This window comes from Rhodococcus sp. RD6.2 (genome assembly GCF_001040705.1).
In the GTDB taxonomy this organism is placed as follows: Bacteria; Actinomycetota; Actinomycetes; order Mycobacteriales; family Mycobacteriaceae; genus Rhodococcus_G.
In genome coordinates, this window is record NZ_CVQP01000001.1 from 30,955 (window position 1) to 45,288 (window position 14,334).

At 70.0% G+C, this 14,334-nt stretch carries 8 protein-coding genes and 1 tRNA gene; 6 read left to right on the plus strand and 3 right to left on the minus strand.

What is annotated here, in order from left to right; all coding sequences use genetic code 11:
- Window positions 1-15: 15 nt before the first annotated feature.
- The 4 genes from RHCRD62_RS00130 to rdgB all read left to right on the plus strand — a co-directional run bounded on the left by RHCRD62_RS00130 (window position 16) and on the right by rdgB (window position 2,945).
- Complete coding sequence (locus RHCRD62_RS00130; protein ID WP_050062669.1) at window positions 16-648, plus strand: rhomboid family intramembrane serine protease; 633 nt, start codon at window positions 16-18, stop codon at window positions 646-648.
- Window positions 649-778: 130 nt separating this feature from the next.
- Window positions 779-1,537 (plus strand): cyclic nucleotide-degrading phosphodiesterase, encoded by a 759-nt coding sequence (locus RHCRD62_RS00135; protein WP_050062670.1) that lies wholly within the window; start codon window positions 779-781, stop codon window positions 1,535-1,537.
- A gap of 21 nt (window positions 1,538-1,558) precedes the next feature.
- The gene (gene rph, locus RHCRD62_RS00140; protein ID WP_050062671.1) at window positions 1,559-2,341 is read left to right on the plus strand and encodes a ribonuclease PH; all 783 of its coding nucleotides are present in this window, start codon (window positions 1,559-1,561) and stop codon (window positions 2,339-2,341) included.
- A complete protein-coding gene (gene rdgB, locus RHCRD62_RS00145; protein ID WP_050062672.1) occupies window positions 2,334-2,945 on the plus strand; it encodes an RdgB/HAM1 family non-canonical purine NTP pyrophosphatase in 612 nt (203 codons plus the stop codon). Before rph ends, rdgB begins: the two co-directional genes overlap by 8 nt.
- 248 nt (window positions 2,946-3,193) lie before the next feature.
- Here rdgB and RHCRD62_RS00150 read toward each other — a convergent pair whose 3' ends face one another.
- The 3 genes from RHCRD62_RS00150 to RHCRD62_RS00160 all read right to left on the minus strand — a co-directional run bounded on the left by RHCRD62_RS00150 (window position 3,194) and on the right by RHCRD62_RS00160 (window position 4,120).
- A complete protein-coding gene (locus tag RHCRD62_RS00150; protein WP_050062673.1) occupies window positions 3,194-3,556 on the minus strand; it encodes a DUF3817 domain-containing protein in 363 nt (120 codons plus the stop codon).
- Window positions 3,553-3,954 carry a transcriptional regulator gene (locus RHCRD62_RS00155; protein WP_050063364.1) on the minus strand — a complete coding sequence of 134 codons (402 nt, stop codon included), beginning with the start codon at window positions 3,952-3,954 and terminating at the stop codon, window positions 3,553-3,555. The genes RHCRD62_RS00150 and RHCRD62_RS00155 overlap by 4 nt, the downstream gene beginning before the upstream one ends.
- A gap of 81 nt (window positions 3,955-4,035) precedes the next feature.
- Window positions 4,036-4,120, minus strand: a tRNA-Leu gene (locus tag RHCRD62_RS00160).
- A 414-nt stretch (window positions 4,121-4,534) separates the two neighbouring features.
- On the opposite strand from RHCRD62_RS00160, the gene RHCRD62_RS00165 reads away from it, so the two are divergent.
- Both RHCRD62_RS00165 and RHCRD62_RS00170 read left to right on the plus strand, forming a co-directional pair.
- Window positions 4,535-13,873 carry a type I polyketide synthase gene (locus RHCRD62_RS00165; protein WP_050062674.1) on the plus strand — a complete coding sequence of 3,113 codons (9,339 nt, stop codon included), beginning with the start codon at window positions 4,535-4,537 and terminating at the stop codon, window positions 13,871-13,873.
- Window positions 13,874-14,287, plus strand: a complete 414-nt coding sequence (locus RHCRD62_RS00170) for a holo-ACP synthase AcpS (protein ID WP_050062675.1) — start codon at window positions 13,874-13,876, stop codon at window positions 14,285-14,287.
- The last annotated feature ends 47 nt before the right edge of the window (window positions 14,288-14,334 follow it).

The window sequence follows — 14,334 nt, forward strand, 5'->3', positions numbered from 1 at the left end:
CGGTACGCTCGGGCTATGACCCTTCCGGTCTCCGGACCCTCGAATCTTCCTGCCGCCCCGGCAGTCCGACCACAGTGGCAGCAGGCCGCGATCGCGATCAGCGCCTTCGTCGTCGGGCTCTACGTCCTCGAGTTCATCGACATGATCCTCGGGAACCAGCTCGACGGTGGTGGCATCGAGCCGCGCACGGTGGACGGACTGTGGGGGGTCCTGTTCGCGCCGGTCCTGCACTCCGGCTGGGGTCACCTCGTCGCCAACACGATCCCGCTGCTGATCCTCGGCTTCTTCGTGATGTTGTCGGGCATCGGGCGTGGGTTCGCCGCCACCGGCATCATCTGGGTCGTCGGGGGAGTGGGAACGTGGCTGGTCGGGGGCTCGGGGACGAACCACATCGGCGCGTCCATCCTGATCTTCGGGTGGCTCACGTACTTGATCACCCGAGGACTGTTCACCCGACACTTCGGGCAACTCGCGCTCGGCGTGGTCATTCTCTTCCTCTACGGCGGAATGCTGTGGGGTGTGCTGCCCAGTGATCCACGGGTGTCATGGCAGGGACATCTTTTCGGTGCCATCGGCGGTGTCGTGGCGGCGTGGGTACTCGCGTCCGACGTCCGTGCGACACGCGCAGCGAAGGCAGTGACGCAGTAGTTCCCACAGCGCTGTTGCGGGCACGTCGGCCGAGGGTGTGACGGCAGGCGCAACGTCCCCGTCCCTCCGGCTTCGTCTCGAATCGGCCCGAACCTTTTTCGAGACCGCTCGGTCGTGGCAGCATGACCCTATGCGCATCACCGTCCTGGGTTGTTCGGGCAGTGTCGGTGGACCCGACTCGCCTGCGTCGGGCTACCTGCTCACCGCACCGGACACCCCGCCGGCAGTCATCGACTTCGGTCCCGGCGTGCTCGGTGCACTCCAGCGGTACGAGGACCCGGGATCGGTGTCGATCTTCCTGACGCACCTCCACGCCGACCATTGCCTCGACCTGCCCGGCCTGCTCGTGTGGCGTCGCTACCACCCGAACCCGCCCACCGGCCGGGCGATCATCTACGGCCCGACCGACAGCCACCACCGCATCGGTGTCGCCTCCGCCGAGTGCGCGGGCGATCTCGACGACATCTCCGACACCATCGACCTGCGGACGCTGTCCGACGGTCAGGTCGTCGACTACGGCGCACTCACCGTGAAGTCGGTTCGCGTCTACCACCCGCCGGAGGCGTACGGGTTGCGGTTCACCGACCCCGACGGGCGCACCCTCGTCTACACCGGAGACACCGGCATGTGTGACGAAGTCGTCGAACTGGCACGCGATGCCGACATGTTGCTGTCCGAGGCGTCATGGACGCATTCCCCGGACCGCCCCAAAGGTATCCACCTGTCCGGCACCGAGGCGGGACAGCTCGCCACCCGGGCAGGCGTCAAGGAACTGCTGCTCACCCACATCCCGCCGTGGACGTCCCGTGAGGACGTCATCGCCGAGGCGAAGGCCGCGTTCGCGGGGCCCGTGCACGCCGTGAGTGCCGGAGACGTCTTCGACATCTGACGACCGACTAGGCTCACCGGGGTGAGCAGACGACTGGACGGTAGGGCGGACGACGAGCTCCGCGACGTGAAGATCACCCGAGGATTCACCAACCATCCCGCAGGATCGGTGCTGGTCGAGTTCGGGAACACCCGTGTGATGTGCACCGCGAGTGTCGAGGAGGGTGTCCCGCGCTGGCGCAAGGGATCCGGATTGGGCTGGCTGACCGCCGAGTACGCGATGCTGCCCGCCGCCACCCATACCCGCAGCGGCCGCGAGTCCGTCAAGGGCAAGGTGGGCGGCCGCACCCAGGAGATCAGCCGACTCGTCGGCCGCTCCCTGCGTGCGTGCATCGACCTCGCTGCCATTGGCGAGAACACCATCGCGATCGACTGTGACGTCCTGCAGGCCGACGGCGGTACCCGCACCGCGGCCATCACCGGTGCCTACGTCGCGCTCGTCGACGCCGTCACCTACCTGCGTGCTGCGGAGTTGCTGTCCGATCCGCAGCCGATCTCCTGCGCGATCGCCGCCGTCAGTGTCGGTGTCGTCGACGGCCGTGTCCGACTCGACCTGCCGTACGAAGAGGATTCGCGCGCCGAGGTCGACATGAACGTCGTCGCCACCGACACCGGCACACTCGTCGAGATCCAGGGCACCGGCGAGGGAGCGACCTTCCCGCGCACCACCCTCGACAAGCTCCTCGACTCCGCACTCGCCGGCTGTGAGCAGCTGTTCGAAATCCAGAAGGCGGCCCTGGCGCTGCCGTATCCCGGTGAGTTGCCCGAGCCGAAGACTCCGGAGAAGAAGAAGTTCGGTGGCTGACATCCGCGTCCTCGTCGCGTCCCGGAACGCCAAGAAACTCAAGGAGTTGCGGCGCGTCCTCGAGTCGGCAGGAGTCGTGGGCATCCAACTGGTCGGGCTGAACGAGGTCCCGGAGTTTCCCGAGACCCCGGAGACCGGCGCGACCTTCGAGGAGAACGCGCTCGTCAAGGCCCGCGACGGCGCCGCAGCCACGGGACTGCCATGCGTCGCCGACGACTCCGGCCTCGAGGTCGATGCATTGAACGCCATGCCCGGCGTCCTGTCGGCGCGGTGGTCGGGAACGCACGGTGACGACGCCGCCAACACGGCCCTCGTCCTGGCCCAGATGTCGGACACGCCCGACGAGCGACGCGGTGCGGCCTTCGTGTCCGCGTGCGCGCTGGTCGTGCCGGGCGGCGTCGAGCGGGTCGTCCGCGGCACCTGGCCCGGATCCATCGCCCGCGCACCGCGTGGGGACGGCGGTTTCGGCTACGACCCCGTCTTCGTGCCCGAGGGCGACGAGCGGTCGGCGGCAGAGCTCACGCCGGAGGAGAAGGACGCCGCGTCGCACCGGGGGCGCGCACTCGCGCAGCTGGTGCCCGACCTCGCGGCGCTGGTGTCCTGACCCGCTCCGTGGATCGGCTGGTTGTGGCACGATCGCCGCGACCGCCATCGACGGCGGGCCCACGAGGAAAGGTGAGCGAGATGTCGCCGATGATGGTTCCGCAGACCCCGTGTCAGTGGCTGACCTACTTGGTCGCGATGATCACTGGACAGCCGGTGATCATGAATCTCACCGGGTCCTGACGAATCGAGAACGGCTCGGCCCCCGCACTGCGGGGGCCGAGCCGTTCTCGTGTCCGTGGGGTGGTGCTACACCCCGAAGTCGCGTTTGACCTGCTGCGTCCGCCGGTGCTCGACGAAGAACGACAGGAACGGCACGGTGCCCGCGAGCAGGGTGCCGACGGTGCGGCCAACGGGCCAGCGCACCTTCACTGCGAGATCCATCGTGAGGATCAGGTACACGAAATAGACCCAGCCGTGGACGATCGCGATCCACCCCGGCAGGTCCTCGACCTTGAAGATGTACTTGGCGACCATCTCGGCGGTCAGTACGAGCAGCCAGACGCCGGTCGCGTAGGCGAGCACCCGGTACCGCAGCAGTGCGCCCGCGATCTTCTTGGTGTCGCGGGCGGGTGCGGTGGTCGTGGCGGTCTCGTCGGGGGCCGTGCTCACGTGCTGCTCCTATCGGCCTCGCTCGCTCGGAGCTGCGCGAGGTAGTTGTTGTACGCCTGGTGGGCCTCGTCGCCGGGATTGTCGGCGTCGAGGGACTCGGCAGCGTGGGTGGTGCGCTGCGGCAGGAGATCCGCCGGAATCTCGCGCTGCTCGTCCCCGTGGACCATTCGCTGCTGGTCCTCGGGATCGGTGTCTTCCAGCTGCACGAAACGCCGGTACGCGTAGACCACGAAGGCCGCGAACAGCGGCCACTGGAATGCGTAGCCGAGGTTCTGGCCGGTGCCTCCGACGGCTTCGAAGCGCGTCCACTGCCAGTATCCCAACGCGAGGCACGCGGTCGCCGCGACGATGACGAACACGATCAGTGCTGGTCGACGGCTGGGGGATGTTCGGGCCACACCACGACGGTACCCGAGGTGGACGGGGGTTCCGCTGGTGGTGTGGGAGTCGGCCGTCACAGTTGTGGAGCCGACACGGGATGGTGCGCGAGGGGGGACTCGAACCCCCACGTCCGAAGACACCAGGACCTAAACCTGACGCGGCTGCCAATTACGCCACTCGCGCGTGCCGCAACAGACTATGCCACGACGCCGCGTCCGCCCGCATCGGACGATCGGGCGCCGGAATCGCCGCATCCGGTCGGGCGCCGAAGGTAAAGGCAGGTGCCGACCCGAACCATGATGGTAACGGTTTGGTAACGATCAATGTGAGGGATCCCTCAGGTTTACTACTCGTGGGTACTCGGCGCTGCCAGCGCCTTTGTTTCTTACTCAAAAGTCACTTGGACGCTCGTCTTGTGATCCCTGTCACGCCTACTACCTGGTAGGACGTCAGAAGCGGACAGTAAACGTGAGGAATTCCTCATGATCGTGTGCGACTCTGGTCTCACCCCCGAAGGAACCATCCGCGAGCGCAGCGGCGCGCTCGGCGGTGAGTTTGTGACGTCGGTGGGTTCCGACCAGGAGAGGACCATCCAGCGTGACGATCGACGAGAGCACACCTCTGGGCAGTGGCGACGGAGCCGGTGGATCCCGCTTCGCGCCGACTCGGCCGGACGCCGCGAAGTCGCCTCTGCGTGACCGCATCGCCGCCGGCGAACCGTACGCGCTCGCCTTCGGCGGTCAGGGCGCCGCATGGCTCGACTCCCTCGAAGAACTGATCCGCGACAACGGACTCGAACCCGACCTCACCGACCTGGTCAACCAGGCCGCTGCGCTGGTCGCCCCCGTCGCCCAGGACCTGCTCGTGGTCAGGCCCATCGGATTCGACCCCATCGGCTGGATCCTCGAGCGTGACGTTGCCGACGAGGACGCCATCGACGCAGGCCCCTCCGCCGAGGCGCTGACCTCCGCATCCGTGTCGATGCCCGGCGTTCTTCTCACTCAACTCGCCGCGCTGCGCGCGCTTCGTCTGCAGGGCCTCGACCCCGCGCAGGTCGCACCGGTCGCGGTGATCGGCCATTCGCAGGGCGTCGTCGCGTCCGATTCCGTCGCCGACGGTGGCGAATCCGACGGGGAACTGCTCGCCATCTCCCAGCTCATCGGCGCAGCGGCGGTGCTCGTCGGCCGACGTCGAGGGATCGTCGGCAGCGGCGAGCGCTCGCCGATGCTCGCCGTCTCCGACGTCGACCCGGCGCGCATGCAGGCTGTCGTGGACGAGATCGCCGCCGCCGTGAGCGCCGAGAGCGCTCCCGTGTTGGCGATCCGCAACGGTCGCCGCCGCGTCGTCATCTCGGGTCCGCCCGCACAGCTCACCCGCGTGCAGCAGCGGGCCGAGCAGATCGCCGAGGAGGAGTCCGCCGAGCGCGAGGCCAAGAAGCGCGGCGGCAACGTGTTCTCCCCGATCTTCGAGCCGGTCTCCGTCGAGGTCGGCTTCCACCATCCCGCGTTCGCCGACGCCGTCGACATCGTCGGGTCATGGGCCGCCCGCTGTGGTCTCGACGTCGACCGTGCCGCGCGTCTGGCCCGTGCCTGCCTGACCGACCCCGTCGACTGGGTTGCCGAGGTCGATTCCGCTGTCGCCGCCGGCGCCGCCTGGATCCTGGACCTCGGTCCCGGCGAACTGTTGACCCGCATGACGACGGGACCACTGCGCGGCAGCGGCGTCGGCATCGTCGCCGCATCGACGCGCTCCGGCCAGCGCAGCCTGCTCACCCCGGGTGCCGCGCCCGAGCGGCCCGCGCCGTGGGCTGCGTTCCGCCCGACCCTGGTCACGCTTCCCGACGGCAAGGTCGCGGTCGAGACCTCGTTCACCAAGCTCACCGGACGTTCGCCGATCCTGCTCGCGGGCATGACCCCGACGACCGTCGACCCGAAGATCGTCGCCGCGGCCGCCAATGCCGGCCACTGGGCCGAGCTCGCCGGTGGTGGCCAGGTCACCGAGAAGATCTTCGCCGACCACGTCGCCGAGCTGTCGACCCTGCTCGAGCCCGGTCGCGCGGTGCAGTTCAACTCGATGTTCCTCGACCCGTACCTGTGGAAGCTGCACGTCGGCGGCAAGCGTCTGGTGCCCAAGGCCCGCGCCGCGGGTGCGCCGTTCGACGGCGTCGTCGTCACGGCAGGCATTCCGGAGCTCGAGGAAGCCGTCACGATCATCGGTGACCTTCAGGACTCCGGCATCACGCATGTCGCGTTCAAGCCCGGCACCGTCGCGCAGATCAAGTCCGTCATCCGGATCGCCGCCGAGGTTCCCGACTTCCCTGTGATCGCGCACATCGAGGGCGGGCGCGCCGGTGGCCACCACTCGTGGGAGGACCTCGACGACCTGCTGCTCGCAACCTACGCCGAGCTGCGGACGCGTCCGAACCTCGTCGTGTGCGTCGGCGGCGGCATCGGGACCCCCGAGCGGGCCGCCGACTACCTCACCGGCCGCTGGTCCGAGCAGCTCGGATACCCGGCGATGCCGGTGGACGGCATCCTGGTCGGCACCGCCGCGATGGCGACCCTCGAGGCGACCACCTCGCCCGAAGTCAAGCAGATGCTGGTCGACACCCCCGGTACCCCCGACTGGGTCGCCGCGGGTACCGCGAACGGCGGCATGGCCTCCGGCCGCAGCCAGCTCGGCGCCGACATCCACGAGATCGACAACGCTGCGTCCCGTACCGGCCGCCTCCTCGACGAGGTCGCGGGTGACGAGAAGGCCGTCGCGAAGCGTCGCGACGAGATCGTCGCCGCCCTCGACGGGACCGCGAAGCCGTACTTCGGTGACGTCGCGACGATGACGTACGAGCGGTGGCTGCGTCGCTACCTCGAGCTCGCCGTCGGCATCGACGCGGCGAAGGAATTCGACTGCGGCACCGACTGGGCACAGGCATATGCCGACGCCACCGAGTCGGTGTGGATCGACATCACGTGGCGTGACCGGTTCGCGCAGATGCTGCAGCGCGCCGAGGCCCGACTGCACCGCAACGACCGTGGCCCGATCGTCACGCAGTTCGCGGACGAGCAGATCCTCGAGCGTCCCGAGGCCGCGCTGTGCACGCTGCGCGCCTGCTTCCCGGACGCTGGAACCACCGTGCTGCACCCGGCCGACGTCGCGTTCTTCGTCGCACTCTGCAAGACGCCGGGCAAGCCGGTGAACTTCGTGCCTGTCGTCGACAAGGACGTCCGCCGCTGGTGGCGGTCCGACTCGCTGTGGCAGGCCCACGACCCGCGTTACTCCGCGGACCAGGTGTGCATCATCCCCGGCACCGTCGCCGTCGCCGGCATCACGCGGGCCGACGAGCCGGTCGGCGAGCTGCTGGACCGTTTCGAGAAGGCCACCACCGACGAGCTCCTTGCTGCGGGCACCGCCCCGGTGGCCGTGGCCGGTCGTCGCCGTTCCGACGCGGCGGGTGTGTTCGGGCTGGTGCTCGGGGCCCCCGACGTGCTCTGGGCCTCGCGCCTGACCCGGAACCCCGTGCATCGCCTCGGCGATCCCGAGGCGTGGACGGTCACCGGTACCGATGCCGCGCACGCCACCACCGGTGCGACCCTGCGTCTGCTGGGGGACGACCGTGTCGAACTGCGGGTGCCGCTCGTCGGTGACCGCGCGGTCACCATCGCGATCACGGTTCCCGGATCCACCCATGACGGCGGCGCGCCCGTCGTCACCGCGGAGGATGCCGAGGCCGCCATGTCGGCGCTCCTCGCGGTCGCTGCCGGACAGGACCTGCCGACGGTCAAGGGTGACGTCGCGCGACTGAACGTGGCGTGGATCCCCGACCTGGTGGCCGACCACTCGGGTGTCACCGCAGCCGGTCTGCCGACGTCGCTGGTTCCCGGCGCCTCCGCCGTTCCGGACGTGCTCGTCGGTGCCTGCTGGCCCGCCGTCTTCGCGGTTCTCGGTGCCGCACAGACTGACACCGGCGTGCACGCCATCGAGGGCATGCTCGACCTCGTCCACCTCGACCACGCGGTGAACCTCGTCGACGCCATTCCCACCGACGCCGCCGTGCTGACGGTGAAGGCCGAGGGCGCATCCGTCGTCGACACCGACCTGGGTCGTGTCGTCGAGGTCCGCGTCGAGGTCGGCGCCATGCGCGGCGAACAGGGCGCGGCCGCTCCCGTGTTCGCGACGATGGTCGAGCGGTTCGCGATCCGCGGCCGCAGTGGCAAGGCCGAGCTGGCCGATCCGCAGCGCGCGGGCGGTTCGCTCTCCGACGACGCCGTCGACACTCCGCGCCGTCGCCGTCGCCAGACCACCGTCGTCGCTCCGCGGCACATGGCCGCGTTCGCGCAGGTCTCCGGCGACCACAACCCGATCCACACGTCCGACAACGCTGCGCTGCTGGCGGGGCTCGGCAGCCCGATCGTGCACGGCATGTGGCTCTCGGCCGCCGCACAGCAGGTCGTCGTCGCGGTCGACCCCGAGGCCACCGTGCCTGCGCGCCGCCTGACCGCGTGGACCGCCCGCTTCCTCGGCATGGTCCGCCCCGGGGCTCTGATCGACGTCCGCGTCGACCGGATCGCGCACGACTCCGGCGCCGAGATCGTCGAGGTCGGCTGCCGCGTCGACGGCGAGCTGGTGATGGTCGCTACCGGCCGCACCGCCGCCCCGAAGACGGTGTACGCGTTCCCCGGCCAGGGCATTCAGCGTCCCGGTATGGGACTCGACGCCCGGGCGCGGTCGAAGGCCGCCCGCGAGATCTGGGACCGCGCCGACAAGCACACCCGCGAGACGCTCGGCTTCTCGATTCTCGCGATCGTCCGGGACAACCCGACCGTCGTGAAGGCTCGCGGCGTCACCCACAAGCACCCGGACGGCGTGCTGCACCTGACCCAGTTCACCCAGGTCGCGATGGCCGTTCTCGGCGTCGCGCAGGTCGCGGAGCTGCGTGAGTCGGGCGCCTTCGTCGAGGGCTCCTACCTGGCCGGTCACTCTGTCGGTGAGTACAACGCGCTCGCCGCGGTCGCCGGTGTGCTACCGCTCGAGGCGGTGCTCGAGGTCGTGTTCCAGCGTGGTTCGGCGATGCACGCGCTCGTTCCGCGGGACGCCCAGGGCCGCTCCAACTACCGGCTGGCCGCGATCCGCCCGTCCCAGTTCGGTGTCGACGACGCCGACCTGGAGGCCTTCGTCGGCGGTGTCGCCGAGGAGACCGGCGAGTTCCTGCAGATCGTGAACCTGAACCTGCGCGGCTCGCAGTACGCGATCGCCGGCACCGTCGCGGGCCTCGACGCCCTCGAGAAGGAGATCGACCGCAAGCGCGCCGAGACCGGCGGCAAGCGGGCGTTCATCGTCATCCCCGGCATCGACGTGCCGTTCCACTCGAACGTGCTGCGCGGCGGCGTCGACGACTTCCGTGAGCGGCTGCTCAAGCTGCTGCCGGAGGAGATCGACCCGGCCATCCTCGTCGGCCGCTACATCCCGAACCTGGTGCCCAAGCCGTTCAACCTGGGACGCGACTTCATCCAGGAGATCGCGGACCTGGTGCCCTCGCAGCAGCTGAACGACGTCCTCGCGGACTTCGACTCCTGGTCCGCTCGGCCCGTGGCGCTGACCCGTGTCGTGCTCGCCGAACTGCTGGCGTGGCAGTTCGCGAGCCCGGTTCGCTGGATCGAGACGCAGGACCTGTTGTTCTCGGAAGAGGTCGACGGTGGACTCGGCATCGAGCGGTTCGTCGAGATCGGCCTGGCCGCGACCCCGACGGTCGCGAACCTGGCGTCGCAGACGCTGAAGCTGCCGGGTCGCGTCGGCGCTCCGGTCGAGGTGCTCAACATCGAGCGTGAGGCCGGCGTCGTGTACTCCACGGACACCGACCCGGCGCCGGTCGAGGACGACGAGGCGAGCGAAGCGACGGGGAATGCGGCTGTGGCCGGGGCCCCGGCGGCTCCGTCCGCCGAGTCCGCCCCGGCGGCCGCAGCGCCTGCACCCGCTGCCGCGCCCGCTGCACCGAGCGGCGGCCCGCGTCCCGACGACATCGCGTTCGCGGCGTCCGACGCCACCAACGTGCTGATCGCGCTGTGGACGAAGCTGCGTCCGGACCAGATCGGCCCCGCCGACACGATCGAGGCGCTGTGCGACGGCGTCTCCTCGCGCCGCAACCAGCTGCTCGTCGACCTCGGTTCCGAGCTGTCGCTCGGCGCGATCGACGGTGCCGCGGACGCCGACATGGGTTCGCTCGCCGTCACCGTCAACAAGCTGGCCCGTACCTACAAGCCGTTCGGCCCGGTGCTGTCCGACTCGCTGAACGATCACCTGCGCAAGGTGTTCGGCCCGTCCGGAAAGCGTCCGGCCGCGATCGCGGACCGCGTCACCAAGGTGTGGGAGCTCGGCGCGGGCTGGGCGAGCCACGTCACCGCCGAGGTCGCACTCGGCACCAGGGACGGCTCCAGCGTCCGCGGCGGCTCGATGGGTGGCCTGCACGAGGGTGCGCTGGCCGACGGCAACGCGGTGGACGCGGTCGTCGACGCGGCCGTGCAGTCGGTGGCGGCGCGCCGCGGTGTCGCGGTGTCGATGCCGTCGGCAGGCGGCGGTGCCGGTGGCACCGTCGACGCGGCCGCACTCGGTGAGTTCACCGAGCACATCACCGGACGCAACGGCGTTCTCGCCTCGGCGGCCCGGCTGGTTCTCGAGCAGCTCGGCCTGTCCGAGCAGCCGGCCGCGACGTCCGGGGACGCCGACACCGAGCTGGTCGACCTGGTCTCCGCGGAGCTCGGCTCCGACTGGCCGCGTCTGGTCGCTCCGGCGTTCGACGCACGCAAGGCGCTTCTCCTCGACGACCGGTGGGCGACCGCCCGCGAGGATCTGGCCCGGCTGTGGATCGGTGACCACGCGACCGTCGTCTCGGTCACGGATGCCGACTTCACTGGAGCTGGTCCTGCAGTGGCCGCGCACGCCGACTGGTGGCGTCGGCGCGCCGAGGCCGAGGGCCGCGAGGAACTCGTCGGTGTCTACGCGACGATCGCGGAGGCAGCGCAGGTCAAGGACGCGTTCAGCGGAAAGTGGTCGGATCAGGTCGCCGTCGTCACCGGCGCCAGCAAGGGCTCGATCGCCGCGTCGGTCACCGGCCAGCTGCTGCGCGGCGGTGCGACCGTGTTCGTCACCACCTCGCGCCTGGACGACCAGCGGATCGGCTTCTACCGGAAGCTGTACCGCGACAACGCCCGTGCCGGTGCATCGCTGTGGGTCGTTCCGGCCAACATGGCGTCCTACACCGACGTCGACGCCCTGATCGAGTGGATCGGTGAGGAGCAGACGGAGACCGCGGGTGGCGCCAAGAAGCTCGTGAAGGAAGCCGCGACCCCGACGCTGCTGTTCCCGTTCGCCGCACCTCGGGTGATGGGCGAGCTCTCCGACGCGGGCGCGCGCGCCGAGATGGAGATGCGGGTCCTGTTGTGGTCGGTCGAGCGCCTGGTCGCCGGCTTGTCCGCGATCGGCTACGACCGCGACGTCGACACCCACCTGCACGTGGTGCTGCCCGGTTCGCCGAACCGCGGCCTGTTCGGCGGCGACGGCGCGTACGGCGAGTCGAAGGCGGCGCTCGACGCCCTCGTCGGGCGCTGGAACGCCGAGCGCAGCTGGGCCGAGCGCGTCACGCTCGTCCATGCGCTGATCGGGTGGGTGCGCGGCACCGGCCTGATGGGCGGCAACGACCCGATGGTCGACGCCGTCGAGGCCAAGGGTGTGCGTACCTGGTCGACGGACGAGATGGCCGAACAGCTGCTCGGCGCCTGCACCGCGGAGACGGTGCAGCAGGCGGCGGTGGCGCCGGTGTCGCTCGACCTCACCGGTGGGCTCGGCGATGCCAAGCTCGACCTGGTCGCGCTGTCCCGTGCCGCGGCGGAAGCCGAGGCCGAGAAGGACTCGGAGGCGGACGAATCCGCGGAGGAGACCATCTCCGCGCTGCCCGCGCCGCCGCGGATCGTCGACGAGCTGCCTGCGCCTGCGTGGCCGGAGCTCGACGTGACTCCCGCGGATCTGGTCGTCATCGTCGGTGCAGGTGAGCTCGGCCCGTACGGCTCCGCGCGCACCCGGTTCGAGATGGAGGTCGACGAGCAGCTCTCGGCGGCAGGCGTTCTCGAACTGGCTTGGAACACCGGTCTCATCGGCTGGGAACAGGACCCGCAGCCCGGCTGGTACGACGCCGAGAGTGGCGAGCTGGTTCCCGAAGAGGAGATCGCGGACCGCTACCACGACATCGTCGTCGAGCGCTGCGGCATCCGCCGGTACGTCGACGAAGGCGCGATGGTGGAGAACACCATGCCGCTGATGACGTCGGTGTTCCTCGACAACGACCTGACCTTCGTCGTCGGGTCCGAGGCCGAGGCGCAGGCGTTCGTGGACTCCGATCCGGAGCACACGACCCTGTCCCAGCAGCCCGACAGCGGCGACTGGCAGGTCACCCGCAAGGCGGGCACCGAGATCCGGGTGCCGCGCAAGGCGAAGTTGACCCGTACCGTCGGCGGCCAGATCCCGACCGGGTTCGACGTCACGACGTGGGGCATCCCCGCCGACATGGCCGGGTCCGTCGACCGGGTCGGTCTGTGGAACCTGGTGACCACGGTCGACGCGTTCCTGACCAGTGGCTTCACCCCGTCGGAGCTGCTGCGCTGGGTGCACCCGTCCACGGTCGCGAACACGCAGGGCACCGGCATGGGCGGCATGACGTCGATGCGCTCGCTCTACATCGACACCCTGCTCGGGGAGTCGCGGCAGAACGACATCCTGCAGGAGGCACTGCCGAACGTCATCGCCGCGCACGTCATGCAGTCGTACGTCGGCGGATACGGCGCGATGGTGCACCCGGTTGCGGCGTGCGCCACGGCCGCGGTGTCCGTCGAGGAAGGCGTCGACAAGATCCGCCTCGGCAAGGCGACCTTCGCGGTGGCCGGCGGCTTCGACGACCTCGGTATCGAGGGCATCGTCGGATTCGGTGACATGTCGGCGACCGCGAAGTCGGAGGAGATGACCGCCAAGGGCATCAGCGATCGCCGGTTCTCGCGGGCCAACGACCGCCGTCGCGGCGGGTTCGTCGAGTCCGCTGGCGGTGGCACCATTCTCCTGGCCCGCGGCGACGTGGCCATGGAGATGGGCCTGCCGGTCCTCGGTGTGGTCGCGTGGGCGGGTTCGTTCGCCGACGGTGTCCACACCTCGATCCCGGCGCCCGGTATCGGTGCGCTCGGCGCGGGCCGCGGCGGGCAGGACTCCCAGCTGGCGTTGTCGCTGAACGCGCTCGGTGTCACCGCGGACGACATCTCGGTGATCTCCAAGCACGACACGTCGACGGCCGCGAACGACCCGAACGAGGCCGAACTGCACGAACGGCTCGCCGAGGCACTGGGCCGCAGCGACGGCGCCCCGCTGTTCGTCGTCTCGCAGAAGACCCTCACCGGTCACGCGAAGGGCGGCGCGGCGGCGTTCCAGCTGATCGGGCTCTGCCAGGTGCTCGCGCAGGGCGTCGTGCCGCCCAACCGCAGCCTCGACTGCGTCGACGACAAGATGGCCGAGTTCTCGCACCTGGTCTGGCCGCGGGAGCCGCTGCGTTTTGGTGGACAGTTCCCGCTCAAGGCCGGTCTGCTCACCAGCCTCGGTTTCGGTCACGTCTCCGGGCTGATCGCGGTCGTGCACCCGCAGGCGTTCACCGAGTCGGTTCCCGCTGATCGCCGGGATGCGTACCTCGAGCAGGCACAGAAGCGCACGGTCGACGGGCAGCGTCGCCTGGCAGCGGCGATGTGCGGCGGAGCCGACCTGTACGAGCGGCCCGCGGACCGCCGATTCGGTGGAGATGCGGTGCCGGCGAAGGCGGCCCGTGAACTCGAGGCGGACGTGCTGCTCTCGGAGGCGGCCCGCCTCGGGGACGGCGACGTCTACCGGTCCGGTCTGCCGGGGTGCAAGTAGATGGCCATCCTCGGAATCGGCTTCGACCTGGTGACGGTGTCGGAGTTCGCGGAGCAGTTGTCCCGGCCGGGAACGGCGATGAAGTCGAGCTTCCGGCCGGGGGAGCGCCGCTACTGCGAGGCCAAGGCCGACCCCGCCCGGCACTACGCGGTCCGGTGGGCGGCGAAGGAGGCGGTCATCAAGGCCTGGGCGTCCTCACGGTTCGCGCGGCCGCCCGCTGTCGGTGACAACGCCTACGTGCAGGTCGAGGTCGTCAACGACGCCTGGGGTCGGCCGACGATCAAGCTGCACGACGAGGCCGCGCAGTTCCTGCCCGGCGCGATCATCCACCTGTCCCTCACGCACGACGGGGACATGGCGGGTGCGATGGTCGTGATCGAGGAGCCCGACCTGGTGGCGCCGGTCGCACGCTGACCCGACAACGACGCTGCGGGCCCGTCGGTGGAATCGTCCACCGGCGG